Origin of the sequence: Gordonia sihwensis, from assembly GCF_029632925.1 — a bacterium.
In the GTDB taxonomy this organism is placed as follows: domain Bacteria; phylum Actinomycetota; class Actinomycetes; order Mycobacteriales; family Mycobacteriaceae; genus Gordonia; species Gordonia sihwensis.
Map to the genome: position 1 here is coordinate 362,383 of NZ_CP121248.1, position 14,754 is coordinate 377,136.

Here is a 14,754-nt window from a genome sequence, read left to right on the forward strand (position 1 = left end):
CGTCCCGGCGCATAGGGTCTATATCCATGAACCCGTCCACCCTGCAGGCGCGTGTGATCGTCGACGAACTGATCCGCGGCGGTGTCACCGAGGCCGTGCTGTGCCCGGGATCGCGGAACGCGCCGCTGGCCTTCGCGCTGCATGCGGCTGACACGCAGGGCCGCCTTCGGCTCCATGTCCGCATCGACGAGCGGTCGGCCGGATACCTCGCGCTCGGATTGGCCGTGGCCTCCGGCCGCCCGGTGCCGATTGTGATGACTTCCGGCACCGCCGTCGCGAACACCGGGCCCGCCGTCTTCGAAGCGAACTACGCGCGGGTGCCGTTGGTCGTGATCAGCGCCAACCGGCCGTACGAGCTTCTGGGCTCGGGCGCCAATCAGACCATCGAGCAGTTCGGCATGTTCGGCACCCAGGTGCGCGCAGCCATCAGCCTCGGGCTCGCGGAGGAAGATCTCGACACCAACTCCCAGTGGCGGTCGGCGGTGGGCCGGGTCCTCGCATCTGCGCGCGGCGCGCGCACCGGCAACGCCGGGCCGGTGCAGTTCGACATCCCGCTGCGCGAGCCGCTGGTGCCCGACGCGGGGGACCTTCCGGACACCGACCTCTCGGTCCTGGACGACGGACGTTTCGCCGGGCGCCCCGGCGACGCTCCGTGGACCCACGCGCCGGTCGGCAGGCTCGACATCCCCCTGGAGATCGACCTCTCGCGCGACACCGTCGTGGTGTCCGGGCACGGCGCCGGAGTTCATCCCGAACTGGCAGCGCTGCCGACCGTCGCCGAGCCGACCGCGCCGAGCGCGGCGAACCCCCTGCACCCGCTCGCACTCGGCAAGCTGAGACCGAAACAGGCGATCATCTGCGGGCGCCCGACTCTGCACCGCTCCGTGTCGAGGCTGCTCGCCGATCCGTCGGTGGAGGTGTTCGCGCTGACCACCGGCCCGCGGTGGCCCGACGTGTCCGGCAACGTGGTCGCAACCGGCACCCGGGCGGCGGCCACCGGTGATCCCCGGCAGACATGGCTCGACGAGGCCGCGCGAGTCAACAACCTGGTGGAGCAGGCGGTGACGACCGAGCTCGACGCCTCACACCAGAGCACGGGTCTACACGTGGCACGGGCCGTCGCCGCCGCGATGACCCCCGGCGACACGCTCGTGGTCGGTGCGTCGAACCCGATCCGGGACATCGCGCTCGCGGGCACCGTCGCCGACGGAGTCAAGGTGATGTCCAATCGCGGGGTCGCCGGCATCGACGGAACCAACGCCACCGCGATAGGCGCGGCCCTGGCCCGCGGACGGACCGTCGCGCTGATGGGCGACCTCACGTTCATCCACGACGCCACCGGTCTCGTCATCGGCCCGGATGAGCCGCGCCCCGCCGATCTGCGCATCGTGGTCGCGAACGACGACGGCGGCGGCATCTTCGGCCTCCTGGAACAGGGCGATCCGCGTTTCGCGCGCGACGCCTACCTCGGCGTCTACGACCGGATCTTCGGCACCCCGCACCGCACCGACCTCGCCGCGATGTGCGCGGGATTCAACATCGGCCACCGCCGCGTGCGACTCGACGAGCTGTCCGACGCTCTCACCGGCCCCGCGCCCGAGGGCGGCATCGAAGTTCTCGAGGTGCGCACCAACCGTGACGGTCTGCGCGAACTCCACGCCCGGATCGCCGCCGGGCTCGACGCGGCACCCGACTATCCTGAGCAGTCATGACCCGGACAGTGCAGCGGCGCATTCAGATCGCGCTGGTGGCCGTCGGCGTCGTGGTGAGTCTCATCGGCGCGGTCATCATCGCCGGCGCCTACCGCAACGACTCGAAGATCGACGCCAACAAGGCCACCGCCGTCGCCGAGGTGATCTCCGCCGACCGCCTGCACGCCGCCGTCAACTTCGTGACCCCGGACGGGGTACTGCGCAACCCCAAACTAGGCCTGCTGTACCCCACGCATCTGTCCACCGGGCAGCGCATCCTCGTCGACTACGACACCACCGATCCCGACAATCTCGCCCGGCCGGTCGGCCGCGATGCCCAGTTGTCGATCGTCCCCGCACTGTCGGTGATCGCCGCGGGCTGGGCGGTGGTGATCGTCCTCATGGTCGGGGTAGCCGAGACCGGGCGCCGCACACGCCGCGATTAGGCTGGACTCCATGACAGACAGCACCGACCACGGCGCCGGAACGCGCGCGAGCCTCGAGAAGGAGCCGTCCGAGGTCGCCGAGATGTTCGACGGCGTCGCACGCCGCTACGACCTGACGAACACGGTGCTCTCATTCGGTCAGGACCGGCTCTGGCGGCGCAACACCCGCCGCGCGCTCGACCTGAAGCCGCGCGACGTGGTCCTGGACCTCGCCGCGGGCACCGCCGTGTCCACCGTCGAGCTCGCGGCCTCGGGTGCCACGTGCATCGCCGCGGACTTCTCACTCGGCATGCTCCGAGCAGGCGCGAACCGCAAGGTGCCGAAGGTGGCCGCAGACGCGCTGCACCTGCCCTTCGCGGACGCCTCCTTCGACGCCGCGACCATCTCGTTCGGTCTCCGTAACGTCAACGACGTGCCCCTGGCCCTGTCGGGACTCAATCGGGTGCTCAAGCCCGGCGGCCGGCTCGTGATCTGCGAGTTCTCCACTCCGACGCTCAAGCCCTTCCGCACGGTCTACATGGAGTACCTGATGAAGGCGCTGCCCGCCGTCGCCACGAAGGTGTCGAGCAATCCCGCCGCGTACGTGTACCTCGCCGAGTCGATTCGCGCGTGGCCGGACCAGGCCGCTCTCGCGTCGATGATCGGCGACGCCGGATTCGGCGAGGTCACCTGGCAGAACCAGACCGGCGGAATCGTAGCGATCCACCGGGGCGTGAAGAGCGCGCCACCCGCCGCGTGAGTCCCGGACCGGTCAGCTGAACGGCGGCCGGTCCTCCAGAGTCGAAGCGATGCGGCCGGCGCCGCGCCAGGCGCGGGCGATGAGATCGGCGTCGTCCGGGGTCAGGAGATTGCCCATCACGCGCACCACCGCCGACATCAGCCGAGCCGAACGGATCCCGGGCCGGCCGAGCAGCGGCACCGTCTGCGGGATGGTCAGCAGACCCGCGGCCCGGCGCGCCGCGGCGAATGCGACACCGTACTCCGACCGCAGCAGCCCCGGCCACGCGACCGAGTAGTCGTTCTCCGACTCCAGCATGTCGACCGCCAGGGCGGCCGTCTCGATCGCGTAGTCGATCCCCTCGCCGTTGAGCGGATTGACGCACGCGGCGGCGTCACCGATCAGCATCCAATTCGCTCCGGCCACTCCGCTCACCGCTCCGCCCATCGGCAGGAGCGCCGAAGCGATCCGTTGCGGCGCCGACGTCAGCTGCCAGTCACCTGCCACCATCCGCGCATAGTGCTCCACCACCGGGCGCAGAGCCATCGACGCCGGCCGGCCCGCCGTGGCCAGAGCCCCGACCCCGACGTTCACCGTTCCGTCGCCGAGCGGAAAGACCCAGCCGTAACCGGGCAGAAGCGCACCGTCCGGATCGCGGAGCTCGAGATGAGAGCCCATCCATGCGTCGCCGGACCTCCCCGAGTCGACGTACGACCGCGCGGCCACGCCATACGCGGTGTCGCGGTGCCACCGGCGCCCGAGCGACTTTCCGAGCGCCGATCGCACACCGTCCGCCACGATCACGTCCCGCACGCGGATCTGACGCCGTTCACCGTCCCGTACCACGGTCACCGACTCGATCCGGCCGCCGACCAGCTGCGCGCCGACGGCCTTGGCCCCGGACACCATCCGGGCGCCGCGTGAGAGCGCGAAACGGCGGATCGCGTCGTCGAGTTCGGTGCGGGCGATCGCGCTGCCGTACGCGCCGAAACGGTCGGCGGCCGGCCAGTCGACCCGCTGCCGTGCGCCCCAGCCGTTGAGCTCCAGGCCCCGGATGCGGGGACGGCCGTCGAGCAGACCGCTCATGCCGAGTCGGTGCAGGCCGGTCACCGCCCTCGGCGTCAGCCCGTCGCCGCACGTCTTGTCCCTGGGGAAGACCGCCGCGTCGAGCAGCACCACATCCGATCCGCGGGCCGCGGCATGGGCTGCGGCCGCCGCCCCGGCGGGTCCGGCGCCCACCACCAGAAGGTCGGCGGAATCGGGAACGGCTTCGCCGGGCGTCGCGCTTGTCACCCGACCAGTATGTCTGTCGCCGTGAGCAGTTACGCTTCTGGTGTCGCCGAACGACGAATCCGCGGCGTTCGGATCACCGATGGGATTGGGCCAAACACGTGAAGTCCACTTTTGCCGGACTGGACCTCGGGACCGGCGAGTTCGCCGGGCAGGTGCAGGAGTCGCTTCAGCGCGTCGAGGATCTGTTGATCAGCGAGCTGTCGTCGGGGGACGACATCCTGGTCGAAGCCGCCACCCATCTGGCCAAAGCCGGTGGCAAGCGGTTCCGTCCGATGTTCGCGATCCTCGCCTCGCACTTCGGTACGACGCCGGGGAGTGACGACGTCATCACCTCTGCCACCGTCATCGAGATGACCCACCTGGCCACCCTGTACCACGACGACGTCATGGACGAGGCCTCCCTGCGCAGGGGAGCGCCGAGCGCCAACGCGCGCTGGTCCAACTCGATCGCGATCCTCGCGGGCGACTTCCTGTTCGCGAGGGCCTCGCACCTGGTGTCGACACTGGGTCCGGAGGCGGTCCGGATCATCGCCGACACATTCGCCGAACTGGTGACCGGGCAGATGCGTGAGACCGTCGGCGTCAGCGCCGGCGGCGACCCCATTGATCACTACCTCAAGGTGGTGTGGGAGAAGACGGGGTCGCTGATCGCGACCGCCGGGCGCTTCGGCGCGTACACCGCCGGCGCCGACGCGACCACCGTCGACACGCTCGCCCGGCTCGGCGACGTGGTGGGCACCGCGTTCCAGGTCTCCGACGACATCATCGACATCGCCTCCGTGAGCGGCGACTCGGGCAAGACGCCCGGCACCGACCTCCGCGAGGGAGTGCACACGCTGCCGGTGCTGCTGGCGCTCGCGGGCGACGGGCCGGGCAGCGAGCGGTTGTCGCAGCTCCTCGTCGACCCGCAGAGCGGAGCGGCACGACCACTCGTCGACGACGGCGAGGTGAACGAGGCCCTGAACCTGCTCGTCGACTCGGCGGGCATGAAGCAGGCCCGCGCTCGCCTGGAGGCGATGGCCGACGAGGCCGACGGGCTCCTCGCCGGTCTGCCCGCGGGACCGGCGAACGACGCTTTCAGCTCACTCGTGCGCTATACGGTCGACCGCGTCGGCTGACCGTCGCGACTCGCGTATTCTTCGCGCGTAGTGACTGCGGTAACGGCTGGAACTATCGGGGTGGTCCTGCACGTTTGCCACTGTGAATGAAGTTCTAAGGACAGTGTTCTTCTGACAGTGAGGTGCCATGCATTTCAACGGCCTCAAGACGGCGGCGTTGATGGGCTTGATGTCCGCGATCATCGTCGGTATCGGTGCGTTGTTCCACAACCCGAACATCCTGGTGTTCTCGGTTCTGCTCGCCGTGGGCACCAACGCCTACGCCTACTTCAACAGCGCGAAGCTGTCGCTGCGGGCGATGCACGCGCAGCCGGTGACCGAGGTGCAGGCGCCTGAGCTCTACCGGATCGTGCGCGACCTCGCCACCCAGGCACACCAGCCGATGCCCGCGCTCTACATCAGTCCCACCGAGTCGCCGAACGCGTTCGCGACGGGGCGCAATCCCAAGAACGCCGCGGTGTGCTGCACGTCCGGGATCATGCAGTTGCTCGACGAGCGCGAGCTGCGGGCGGTGCTGGGCCACGAGCTCTCCCACGTCTACAACCGCGACATCCTGATCAGTTCCGTCGCCGGCGCGATGGCCGCGGTGATCAGCGGCCTGGCCAACATGGCCATGTGGATGGGAGCGTTCGGCGGCAACCGCGACAACGGGCCCAACCCGCTGGCGATGATCCTGATCGCGATCCTCGGTCCGGTGGCCGCGATGGTGATCCAGATGTCGGTGTCCCGGTCGCGGGAGTACCAGGCCGACGCGTCGGGCGCGGAGCTCACCGGTGATCCGCTGGCGCTCGCATCCGCGCTCTCGAAGATCTCGGGCGGCATCGCTGCCGCACCGCTGCCTCCGACGCCGGATCTGGCGAACCAGTCGCACCTGATGATCGAGAGCCCGTTCCGCCCCGGCGAGAAGCTGTCGCGCCTGTTCTCCACGCACCCGCCGACCGCCGACCGGATCGCGCGGCTCCACGAGATGGCGCGCAACGGCGGTCAGCGGTTCTGATCCTGCTTCCGCTTCGCCGCCCAGCGCCCGACGAGCACCGCGGCGAGGGCCCCGACGACTCCTCCGGCGACGGCCCCGCCGACGCCGTCGCCGGGATCGATTTCGGCGATGACGGCCGTGGCCATCGAGACCGCGCAGCCCCCGAAGTAGCAGCCGATCAGAGCGGTGCGCACCCACGACTCGCCGCCGTAGGCGAGGGCGTGGGCGTCGACGCCGCGAGCCCGGCAGTACCGCTGCCACTCGACCGACGGGATCAGCAGTCCGAGGAAGAAGGCCACGGTGACCCAGGCGGGAACGAACCACGCGGACACTGCGGCCAGCGTCCACAGCAGGATCGTCGCCAGGATGAACACGTAGGCGTAGGCCTCGAGCATCACGGCCCGTTCGCGCTCGTCGCCCCACGAGTCGTCGGTGTTGCGCAGCAGGAGCGCGGGAAGGGTCTTCGTCTGCGGTGACATGTCAGTGCTCCTCGGGTAGCGGAAAAAGCTCTTCGACCGAACTGTTCAAGGTCCGAGCTATCCGAATCGCCAGGTACACCGACGGTGCGTAGTCGCCTCGCTCCAGCGAGACCACCGTCTGCCGGCTGACACCCACCGCCGTGGCGAGATCTGCCTGCCGCAGACCGGCTCGAGTGCGTGCCGCCTTCACCGGTGACGGAGTTTCGGACATGCAAGAAGTCAAGCCGACTTGTCATCAGTGTGTCAAGTCGGCTTGACTCGGGGTCTGTCGCTGACGAGCTGTGAGGGCTAGCGGTAGTTCACGAACTGCAGCGCGATGCCGAAGTCCTCGCCTTTGAGCAATGCGATGACGGCCTGCAGATCGTCGCGCTTCTTCGACGAGACGCGCAGCTCGTCGCCCTGGATCTGAGCCTTGACTCCCTTGGGGCCTTCGTCACGGATCTTCTTCGAGATCTTCTTGGCGTGCTCGGAGTCGATGCCCTGGACCAGCTCTCCGGTGATCTTGAAAGTCTTGCCAGAGGAGACGGGCTCGCCGGCGTCGAACGCCTTGAGGGAGATGTCCCGACGGATCAGTTTCTCCTTGAACACCTCGAGGCCGGCCAGGGCGCGCTCCTCGGCGTCGGAGGTGATCACGATCTTCTCTTCACCGGACCAGTCGATGGTGGTGTTGGTGCCGCGGAAGTCGTAGCGCTGCGAGAGTTCCTTGCCCGCCTGGTTGAGGGCGTTGTCGACCTCCTGGCGGTCGACCTTGCTCACGACGTCAAACGAAGAATCAGCCATGAGAACCAGCCTATCAGCGGTCTGAACAGCAGATTTGCGCGGACATACGGGGTACGTTGTATTCTTCTACCCGTTGCCTTCACCGGCTTCTCCGCGCGAGCGGAGCGGTTTCGTGGACGGCGGCACGGCAGATTGCCCGAGCGGCCAAAGGGAGCGGATTGTAAATCCGTCGCGCAAGCTACATAGGTTCGAATCCTATATCTGCCACTGAGGACTTGCACCGCGCATAATCGGCGTGACCAGCGGTTTTGGTTAAACTGAGAGCGTGTGTGTAACCTCGTTGAGGCTCTTCGGTTACGGACTGTTCGCAGGCTGGACCCGGACGGCACGCCCCCTTAGCTCAGTCGGCAGAGCGTTTCCATGGTAAGGAAAAGGTCGACGGTTCGATTCCGTCAGGGGGCTCGCTTGGTTGTGACCGACTCGGTCGCGGCCGAACAGGGCGGTGTAGCTCAGCTGGTTAGAGCGCACGACTCATAATCGTGAGGTCGGGGGATCGAGTCCCCCCACCGCTACACATACCGCCTGCGCACGGTGGGACCTCGGCCCCCAAGCGTGGGACCGAAGAACTGCAAGACGCGAAAGTAGGCAACAAAGTGGCTTCCTCAACCGATGTGCGGCCGAAGATCACCTTGGCGTGCGAGGTGTGCAAGCACCGCAACTACATCACCAAGAAGAATCGTCGCAACGACCCCGACCGTCTCGAGCTGAAGAAGTTCTGCCCGAACTGCGGTAAGCACGAGACTCACAAGGAGTCGCGCTGAGGCGTCGTCGCTTCCGCGACCCCTCCCGAGCATTTCAACGAGCCGTCTCACTTGGTGAGACGGCTCGTTTGATTTTGTCCGGAGCCGATCGGAGTGGACAATCTTCGTAACGAATCAGTTGCGAATCGTTTCCCCGGAGGCCTTGTTCCACACCGATCGCCGGGGCCGTGCGGCCTGACCGCGCCGAGTGAGGAGACACCGTGACCGGTCAGCTGGAGGACATTCGGGTCGACAACCCACTGGAGGCTGCGCCGATGGGCGATCCGACCGCGGCGGAGGTCGCTGAACACACCAAGTCGATGGTCGGTTTCAAGTACACCGTCGACGACTACTACGAAGTCGGTCGTCAGGACATCCGCAGGCATGCGCGGGCGGTCCAGGACTCTCATCCGGCGTTCTGGGACGAGGCAGAGGCCGCGAAGCTCGGCCACGACACGCTCTTCGCGCACCCGACCTTCGTCTCGGTGCTCGGACTCATCGCGCAACGCAGGCTGTTCGACGACGTGATCACCGGATACGACATGTGGCAGATCATGCAGACCGATCAGCGGCTGATCATGCACCAGCCGATGCGCTTGGGCGACCGGCTGGTCTGCGACGTCTCGCTCGAGTCGTTCCGGCAGTCGATGGGCGCCGACCTGCTCGTCAGCAAGAACATCATCTGGAATCAGCACGAGGAGCCGGTGATGACAACCTTCACCTCGGTGGCCGCCCGACCCTCGGTGGATGTGGATCCGGGACTCGTCGCGAAGCTCAACGAAGTGATGATGCAGGTGGACGTCGATCCCGCGGTCGGGAAGACCGTGCACGGACCGTTCAGCAGGTACGACGAGCCCGACCCGGTGGTGGAGCCCAAGGCGTACGGGGCTATCGACTTCGACACCCTCGAAGTGGGGCAGGAACTCCCGCAGGTCACCAAGACCCTCACGCTCGGAAACCTGGTGAACTACGCGGGCGTCTCGGGCGACCCGAACCCCATCCACTTCTCGCCGGAGGTCGCGGAGGCGGTCGGCCTCGAGAGCGTGGTGGCGCATGGAATGCAGACGATGGGCCTCGGTGCCAGCGTCATCGGCTCGTTCGTCGGAGACCCCGCGGCCATCCACGAGTACAACGTGCGGTTCACCAGTCCGGTCTACGTGCCGGCGGTCGGCGCGGCGCAGGTGGACTTCGGCGGCAAGGTCAAGTCTCTCGACCCGCAGACCCGGCGGGGAGTGATCGCGCTGGTCGCCAAGCAGTCCGGGCGGAAGATCTTCGGCCGCGCGCAGGCGCTGGTGCAGTTCAACTGACGCCGCCCAGTCGGGGCGAGTTGGGGCGAGCGGCAGCTTTGCTCTACACTCATCTGAGTCTGATGCTTCAGAATCACGCGCTGCCTGAGGGTGGCGCGTTGGTTTTGTTAGCCTTGGATCAAAGTGTGGGTCGACGGGCCCGCGCAAAGGGGCGTAGCTCAATTGGCAGAGCAGCGGTCTCCAAAACCGCAGGTTGCAGGTTCAAGTCCTGTCGCCCCTGCCCACCGGGGCACTAGCAGACGAAGGGATCGGTGAGAAGGTGGCCAAGCGAGATCGCAAGGCTTCTTCAGACGTCAACGACGATCTGGTGGTCGACGACGTCGCCCAGTCCGACTCCGCCGAACTGCGTCCCAGCGGCAAGCGCTCCGCGCGCGGCCGTCGGGGTGCCGGCTCTGCGACCGCGGTCGCAGAGCGTACCGCCGAGTCCGCCGCGACCGATACCGGCGTCAGCCGCAATCCGTTCGTCCGCATCTGGACCTTCCTCAAGCAGGTCGTGTCGGAGATGCGGAAGGTGGTGTGGCCGACTCGCAACGAGATGGTCAACTACGTGATCGCCGTCTTCGCGTTCGTCGTGGTGGTCACGGCGTTCATCGCCGGCCTGGACATCGGATTCGCCAAGCTGACCCTGCTGGTGTTCGGCTGACAGGCAACTATTACAGGGCGGCCAGCCCGAGTGACCAACGAAGGAGCGTGGGGCAGTGAGCACCCCGGAGAACGAGATCGAATCGCCGGAGATCGGCGACGAGACCGCCGAGGCCACGCCGGTGGATGTGTCCGCTGACGACGTGAACCAGAACGCCGAGGTCACCGAAGCCGTCGATCCGGTCGCCGAGTTGAAGGCGCAGCTGCGCCGCCTGCCCGGGGAGTGGTACGTCATCCACTCGTACGCGGGCTACGAGAACAAGGTGAAGACCAACCTGGAGACGCGCGTCCAGAACCTGGACGTCGGCGACTACATCTTCCAGGTCGAGGTGCCGACCGAAGAGGTCACCGAGATCAAGAACGGCCAGCCGAAGAAGGTCAACCGCAAGGTGCTTCCCGGCTACATCCTGGTGCGGATGGAACTCAACGACGAATCGTGGAGCGCCGTCCGCAACACCCCGGGAGTGACCGGATTCGTGGGCATGACCTCGCGTCCGTCGCCGCTCTCGATCAAGGAAGTGGTGCAGTTCCTGATGCCGCGCGCCGAGGTCCGCAAGGCGGAGGCCGCCAAGGCCGCCGCGGCTGCGGGCGAGAGCGTCGAGGCCGCTGCCGCCGCCGCGTCGAACCTCGTCGAGGTCGACTTCGAGGTCGGCGAGTCGGTCACCGTCATGGACGGACCGTTCGCGACCCTGCCGGCCTCCATCAGCGAGGTCAACACCGAACAGCGCAAGGTGAAGGTGCTCGTCTCGATCTTCGGTCGTGAGACCCCGGTCGAGCTCGGCTTCAACCAGGTCGAAAAGCTCTGACCTCGCGCCGCAGCCGTCGAGCGCTGTGACCAGAATTGAGACTTCCGCGTATCCAGCGTGCGCGGATCTGTAGGAAAAAGGACAAGAGGACATGCCTCCCAAGAAGAAGAAGATCGCCGGAATCATCAAGCTCCAGATCCAGGCGGGCCAGGCCAACCCGGCGCCGCCCGTGGGGCCGGCGCTTGGTCAGCACGGCGTGAACATCATGGAGTTCTGCAAGGCGTACAACGCCGCGACCGAATCGCAGCGCGGCAACGTGGTGCCGGTCGAGATCTTCGTGTACGAAGACCGCTCGTTCGACTTCAAGCTCAAGACCCCGCCGGCCGCCAAGCTGCTGCTCAAGGCCGCAGGTCTGCAGAAGGGTTCGGGTGAGCCGCACGTCAACAAGGTCGGCAAGGTGACCATGGACCAGGTCCGCGAGATCGCCAAGACCAAGACCGAGGACCTCAACGCCAACGACATCGAGGCGGCCGCCAAGATCATCGCCGGCACCGCGCGTTCGATGGGCATCACGGTCGAGGGCTGAATCCCTCATCCGAGAGACCGATACCTGAAACACCCCGTGGGAGGGCCGCGCTCGGCCCACTAACCACTAACTCCCGCCGATACGGCGGGGAGAAGGAACAGAGCACATGAGCAAGAAGAGCAAGGCCTACCAGGCCGCCGCCGAGAAGATCGACCGCGACAAGCTGTACAGCCCGCTGGAGGCTGTGACGCTTGCGAAGGACACGTCTTCGAAGAACACCGACGCCACCGTCGAGGTCGCCATGCGACTGGGCGTCGACCCCCGCAAGGCCGACCAGATGGTCCGCGGCACCGTCAACCTGCCGAACGGCACCGGTAAGACCGCCCGCGTCATCGTCTTCGCCGCCGGTGACAAGGCCACCGAGGCGGCTGCGGCCGGTGCGGACGAGGTCGGCGCCGAGGACCTGATCGAGAAGATCCAGGGCGGGTGGCTCGACTTCGACGCCGCGATCGCGACGCCGGACCAGATGGCCAAGGTCGGCCGTATCGCGCGAGTCCTCGGACCGCGCGGCCTGATGCCGAACCCGAAGACCGGCACCGTGACCACCGATGTCACCAAGGCCGTCAACGACATCAAGGGCGGCAAGATCAGCTTCCGCGTCGACAAGGCCGCGAACCTGCACTTCGTCATCGGCAAGGCGTCGTTCGACGCCGCCAAGCTGGCCGAGAACTACGGCGCCGCGTACGACGAGATCATGCGCGCCAAGCCGTCGGCCGCCAAGGGCCGCTACCTGAAGAAGGTCACCGTCTCGACCAACACCGGCCCGGGCATCCAGGTCGATCCCGCGGTCTCGCGCAACTTCACCGAAGAGGCCTGATCCTCAGCAGAGCCTGAGAAAAGGGGGCACCGCCGATCGGCGGTGCCCCCTTTTCTCGTCATCGGGCGCGGCGATACTCCTGACGCGGACGGCCGGTTCCGCCGTATTGCAGTGACATCCGGAGCGCGCCGCAGTCGACCAGGGCTGCGAGATGGCGCCGAGCGGTCGCCGCGGAGACTCCCACTCGGGCCGACACGTCGTCGGCGAAGAGCACCGAGTCCGGGCCGAACAGGTCGAGTATGCGCTGCTCGGTCGGTGAGGGGTTGTCGTTGCGCTTGGCGGTGGCAGGCTTCCCGAAGCGCAGCGCTCCGAGCGCTGAGTCGACGGCAGACTGATCGACGTCCGCGGAGTCCAGTACACGGCGGTACTGGATGTATCCGGCGAGGCGGCGCGCGAGGTCGGCGTCGGCGAAGGGCTTGATCAGGTAGCTCAGCGCGCCGGCGCGCATCGCCGACCGGACAGCGGCTGAATCGGTCTCCGCGCCGACGACGAAGCAGTCGCGATCGAGTTCGCCGATCAGGTCGATCCCCGAGCCGTCCGGCAGGTACACGTCGAGCAGCACCAGTTCGATCTCAGGATGGTCGGCCAGTGCCGTACGCGCCGCCGCGATGGAGCCCGCGCGAGCGACCACGCGGAAGCCCTGCACCGCGGCGACGATCGCGGAGTGCAGGGCGGCGACCCGGAAGTCGTCGTCGACCACGAGCACCCCGTAGTCGGTCTCAGTCATCAGATTCATCCTCCGCTGTCTGCTCTGTGGTCTGCTCGGTCGCGATCACGCCGGGAAGGCCGGCCACCAGCACCGCGCCGTGACCTGATTCGCGGCCTCCGGGGTCCGCGACGCGCACTTCGCCGCCGATCCGTCGCGCCAACTGTCGCACGATCGACATCCCCATCCCGCGGCCGCCAGGGACCGCGCCTGTCTTGGTGGTGATCCCTTCGGCGAAGATCTGCTCGGGATCGGAGAAGGGGATGCCCGCGCCGGAGTCGGCGACGGTCACCCACAGCACCTCGCCGGGGCCGTCGTACGAGTCGGTGAGTATCTCGACCTCCACCTCAGCGTCGGTTGAGCCCGCGGCCGCCTCGATGGCGTTGTCGAGCAGGTTTCCGACCACGGCGGTGACGGTGACCGGATCGGTCAGGCTTCCGGTGACCCAGGTCTGGTCGCCGAGACGGAGGGAGACGCCGTGTTCGCGGGCGTGCGCCGCCTTCGCCTCGAGGAACGCGTGGAGGTGGGGTTCGGTGACGTTCTCGATGCCGTCGAGTCCGCCGCTCGCGCCGGTTCCGGTCAGTTCGTCGAGATAGTCGAGGGCGTCGTCGACATGCCCGTGCCGCAGGAGTCCAGCGAGCACGTGCATCCGATTCGCGGTCTCGTGTCGCTGGGCGCGGAGAGCAGTGCTCATCACCTGGATGGAGTCGTTCTCGCGCGCCAGTGCTTCGAAGTCGGTGCGGTCGATCACCGACACCACCATGCCGAGGTCCTGCCCTTCGGTGATGATGCGGTGCGACGAGACCAGGACGATCCGGTCGCCGACAGTGGCGGCGATGGGATCTGGCGTCGGAGTGGACAGGACTCGGCGAACCCGCGGCGTGAGGCCGATGCCGTCGACCGGGCGCCCCACCGGGTGGTGGAGGGACAGGAGTTCGCATGCGGTCTCGTTGGCCACACGCACCACGCCGGTCGCGTCGACGGCCAGCACGCCGTCCGACAAGGAGTGGAGTACGGCACCCTGGTTCCGGACGAGTTCGGCGAGTTGGTCGGGCTGCAATCCGAGGGTGAGGCGCTGCCAGCGCCGAGCGAGAAGGATCGATCCGATTGTGCCGATCGCCATGGCGCCGAGCGCGATCCAGACGGTGGTCAGGATGTCGCGGCGGGACTCGCCGGCGAGTTGACCGGTGGAGACGCCCACGCTCACCAATCCGATCACCTGTCCGCCGGCGCCACGGATGGGCACCTTGCCGCGGACGGATTCGCCGAGCGTGCCGCGGTCGGTCGTCAGGTCAGTCTCGCCGCTCAGAACGCGGTCGGCGTCGGTGGAGACGTGCTTGCCCAGCTCCACAGGGTCAGGATGGGCCAATCGCACGCCGTCGGCGTTCGCGATCACGATGAACAGTGCGGAGGTCGCGCGACGGACCGCTTCTGCCTGGCGCTGGACCGGTCCGTCGACCAAGTCTGTCGCCGGCAGCGACGTGCCCTGGTGGCTGCCGACGCCGGCGACCACGTCGGGGTCGACGGCGACGGTCTCGGCGATCGCGAGCGCCCGCTGCCCGTACTCTTCGCGAACCCGGTCGTCGGCCCCGGAGATCACCGCGCCGAAGCCGACGCCGAGGCTGACCGCGATGACGACCAACTGCAGCAGCAGCACCTGAGTTCGCAACCGCATGGCGACAGCCTAGTGTCGCGATACCGCGTGCCAC

Annotated in this window: 17 protein-coding genes and 4 tRNA genes; 15 read left to right on the forward strand and 6 right to left on the reverse strand. The window is 67.6% G+C overall.

What is annotated here, in order from left to right; translation table 11 throughout:
* Nucleotides 1-26: 26 nt before the first annotated feature.
* From menD to P5P27_RS01795, 3 genes are read left to right on the forward strand one after another with little or no spacing between them, the layout of a single operon-like run.
* Nucleotides 27-1,712, forward strand: coding sequence for a 2-succinyl-5-enolpyruvyl-6-hydroxy-3-cyclohexene-1-carboxylic-acid synthase (gene menD / locus P5P27_RS01785; RefSeq protein WP_006894362.1), 1,686 nt, complete (start codon nt 27-29; stop codon nt 1,710-1,712).
* Nucleotides 1,709-2,137, forward strand: a complete 429-nt coding sequence (locus P5P27_RS01790) for a hypothetical protein (protein ID WP_006894363.1) — start codon at nt 1,709-1,711, stop codon at nt 2,135-2,137. Before menD ends, P5P27_RS01790 begins: the two co-directional genes overlap by 4 nt.
* 10 nt (nt 2,138-2,147) lie before the next feature.
* Nucleotides 2,148-2,876 carry a demethylmenaquinone methyltransferase gene (locus tag P5P27_RS01795; RefSeq protein ID WP_278126113.1) on the forward strand — a complete coding sequence of 243 codons (729 nt, stop codon included), beginning with the start codon at nt 2,148-2,150 and terminating at the stop codon, nt 2,874-2,876.
* Between the two features lie 12 nt (nt 2,877-2,888).
* Here P5P27_RS01795 and P5P27_RS01800 read toward each other — a convergent pair whose 3' ends face one another.
* Entirely contained in the window at nt 2,889-4,148 is a 1,260-nt protein-coding gene (locus P5P27_RS01800; RefSeq protein ID WP_278126115.1) for a geranylgeranyl reductase family protein, read from the reverse strand.
* A 98-nt stretch (nt 4,149-4,246) separates the two neighbouring features.
* Between P5P27_RS01800 and P5P27_RS01805 the strand changes: the two genes are divergently transcribed.
* Together P5P27_RS01805 and htpX are read left to right on the forward strand one after the other, a co-directional pair.
* Nucleotides 4,247-5,266, forward strand: a complete 1,020-nt coding sequence (locus tag P5P27_RS01805; protein WP_006894368.1) for a polyprenyl synthetase family protein — start codon at nt 4,247-4,249, stop codon at nt 5,264-5,266.
* Nucleotides 5,267-5,393: 127 nt separating this feature from the next.
* Nucleotides 5,394-6,263, forward strand: coding sequence for a zinc metalloprotease HtpX (gene htpX / locus P5P27_RS01810; RefSeq protein ID WP_045538053.1), 870 nt, complete (start codon nt 5,394-5,396; stop codon nt 6,261-6,263).
* On the opposite strand, the gene P5P27_RS01815 is transcribed toward htpX, so the two are convergent.
* The 3 genes from P5P27_RS01815 to P5P27_RS01825 all read right to left on the reverse strand — a co-directional run bounded on the left by P5P27_RS01815 (nt 6,251) and on the right by P5P27_RS01825 (nt 7,501).
* A complete protein-coding gene (locus P5P27_RS01815; protein ID WP_006894372.1) occupies nt 6,251-6,721 on the reverse strand; it encodes a hypothetical protein in 471 nt (156 codons plus the stop codon). The genes htpX and P5P27_RS01815 overlap by 13 nt on opposite strands.
* Before the next feature lies 1 nt (nt 6,722).
* A complete protein-coding gene (locus P5P27_RS01820; protein WP_039866583.1) occupies nt 6,723-6,932 on the reverse strand; it encodes a helix-turn-helix transcriptional regulator in 210 nt (69 codons plus the stop codon).
* Between the two features lie 77 nt (nt 6,933-7,009).
* A complete protein-coding gene (locus P5P27_RS01825; protein WP_006894373.1) occupies nt 7,010-7,501 on the reverse strand; it encodes a YajQ family cyclic di-GMP-binding protein in 492 nt (163 codons plus the stop codon).
* A 126-nt stretch (nt 7,502-7,627) separates the two neighbouring features.
* On the opposite strand from P5P27_RS01825, the gene P5P27_RS01830 reads away from it, so the two are divergent.
* The 10 genes from P5P27_RS01830 to rplA all read left to right on the forward strand — a co-directional run bounded on the left by P5P27_RS01830 (nt 7,628) and on the right by rplA (nt 12,339).
* A tRNA-Tyr gene (locus P5P27_RS01830) sits at nt 7,628-7,708 on the forward strand.
* 122 nt (nt 7,709-7,830) lie between these two features.
* Nucleotides 7,831-7,903, forward strand: a tRNA-Thr gene (locus P5P27_RS01835).
* A 36-nt stretch (nt 7,904-7,939) separates the two neighbouring features.
* Nucleotides 7,940-8,013, forward strand: a tRNA-Met gene (locus tag P5P27_RS01840).
* A gap of 81 nt (nt 8,014-8,094) precedes the next feature.
* A complete protein-coding gene (gene rpmG, locus P5P27_RS01845) occupies nt 8,095-8,262 on the forward strand; it encodes a 50S ribosomal protein L33 (protein ID WP_006894375.1) in 168 nt (55 codons plus the stop codon).
* A gap of 200 nt (nt 8,263-8,462) precedes the next feature.
* Complete coding sequence (locus P5P27_RS01850) at nt 8,463-9,548, forward strand: fused (3R)-hydroxyacyl-ACP dehydratase subunits HadA/HadB (protein ID WP_006894377.1); 1,086 nt, start codon at nt 8,463-8,465, stop codon at nt 9,546-9,548.
* A 147-nt stretch (nt 9,549-9,695) separates the two neighbouring features.
* A tRNA-Trp gene (locus tag P5P27_RS01855) sits at nt 9,696-9,768 on the forward strand.
* Between the two features lie 39 nt (nt 9,769-9,807).
* Nucleotides 9,808-10,191 (forward strand): preprotein translocase subunit SecE, encoded by a 384-nt coding sequence (secE, locus tag P5P27_RS01860; protein WP_006894379.1) that lies wholly within the window; start codon nt 9,808-9,810, stop codon nt 10,189-10,191.
* Nucleotides 10,192-10,246: 55 nt separating this feature from the next.
* Complete coding sequence (gene nusG / locus P5P27_RS01865) at nt 10,247-10,996, forward strand: transcription termination/antitermination protein NusG (RefSeq protein WP_045538057.1); 750 nt, start codon at nt 10,247-10,249, stop codon at nt 10,994-10,996.
* A gap of 91 nt (nt 10,997-11,087) precedes the next feature.
* Nucleotides 11,088-11,522 (forward strand): 50S ribosomal protein L11, encoded by a 435-nt coding sequence (rplK, locus tag P5P27_RS01870; protein ID WP_006894383.1) that lies wholly within the window; start codon nt 11,088-11,090, stop codon nt 11,520-11,522.
* Between the two features lie 106 nt (nt 11,523-11,628).
* Nucleotides 11,629-12,339, forward strand: a complete 711-nt coding sequence (gene rplA / locus P5P27_RS01875; RefSeq protein ID WP_006894385.1) for a 50S ribosomal protein L1 — start codon at nt 11,629-11,631, stop codon at nt 12,337-12,339.
* A 58-nt stretch (nt 12,340-12,397) separates the two neighbouring features.
* On the opposite strand, the gene P5P27_RS01880 is transcribed toward rplA, so the two are convergent.
* On the reverse strand, nt 12,398-13,066 hold the full coding sequence (locus P5P27_RS01880) for a response regulator (protein ID WP_039866639.1): 669 nt from the start codon (nt 13,064-13,066) through the stop codon (nt 12,398-12,400).
* Nucleotides 13,059-14,720, reverse strand: coding sequence for a sensor histidine kinase (locus tag P5P27_RS01885; RefSeq protein ID WP_278126121.1), 1,662 nt, complete (start codon nt 14,718-14,720; stop codon nt 13,059-13,061). The genes P5P27_RS01880 and P5P27_RS01885 overlap by 8 nt, the downstream gene beginning before the upstream one ends.
* Between the last annotated feature and the right edge of the window lie 34 nt (nt 14,721-14,754).

Bases quoted from the DNA above. Each gene is read 5' to 3' on its own strand.
- menD (WP_006894362.1), top strand. From the start codon at position 27: ATGAACCCGTCCACCCTGCAGGCGCGTGTGATCGTCGACGAACTGATC.
- P5P27_RS01790 (WP_006894363.1), top strand. From the start codon at position 1,709: ATGACCCGGACAGTGCAGCGGCGCATTCAGATCGCGCTGGTGGCCGTC.
- P5P27_RS01795 (WP_278126113.1), top strand. From the start codon at position 2,148: ATGACAGACAGCACCGACCACGGCGCCGGAACGCGCGCGAGCCTCGAG.
- htpX (WP_045538053.1), top strand. From the start codon at position 5,394: ATGCATTTCAACGGCCTCAAGACGGCGGCGTTGATGGGCTTGATGTCC.
- P5P27_RS01815 (WP_006894372.1), bottom strand. From the start codon at position 6,721: ATGTCACCGCAGACGAAGACCCTTCCCGCGCTCCTGCTGCGCAACACC.
- P5P27_RS01820 (WP_039866583.1), bottom strand. From the start codon at position 6,932: ATGTCCGAAACTCCGTCACCGGTGAAGGCGGCACGCACTCGAGCCGGT.
- P5P27_RS01825 (WP_006894373.1), bottom strand. From the start codon at position 7,501: ATGGCTGATTCTTCGTTTGACGTCGTGAGCAAGGTCGACCGCCAGGAG.
- rplK (WP_006894383.1), top strand. From the start codon at position 11,088: ATGCCTCCCAAGAAGAAGAAGATCGCCGGAATCATCAAGCTCCAGATC.
- rplA (WP_006894385.1), top strand. From the start codon at position 11,629: ATGAGCAAGAAGAGCAAGGCCTACCAGGCCGCCGCCGAGAAGATCGAC.
- P5P27_RS01880 (WP_039866639.1), bottom strand. From the start codon at position 13,066: ATGACTGAGACCGACTACGGGGTGCTCGTGGTCGACGACGACTTCCGG.
- P5P27_RS01885 (WP_278126121.1), bottom strand. From the start codon at position 14,720: ATGCGGTTGCGAACTCAGGTGCTGCTGCTGCAGTTGGTCGTCATCGCG.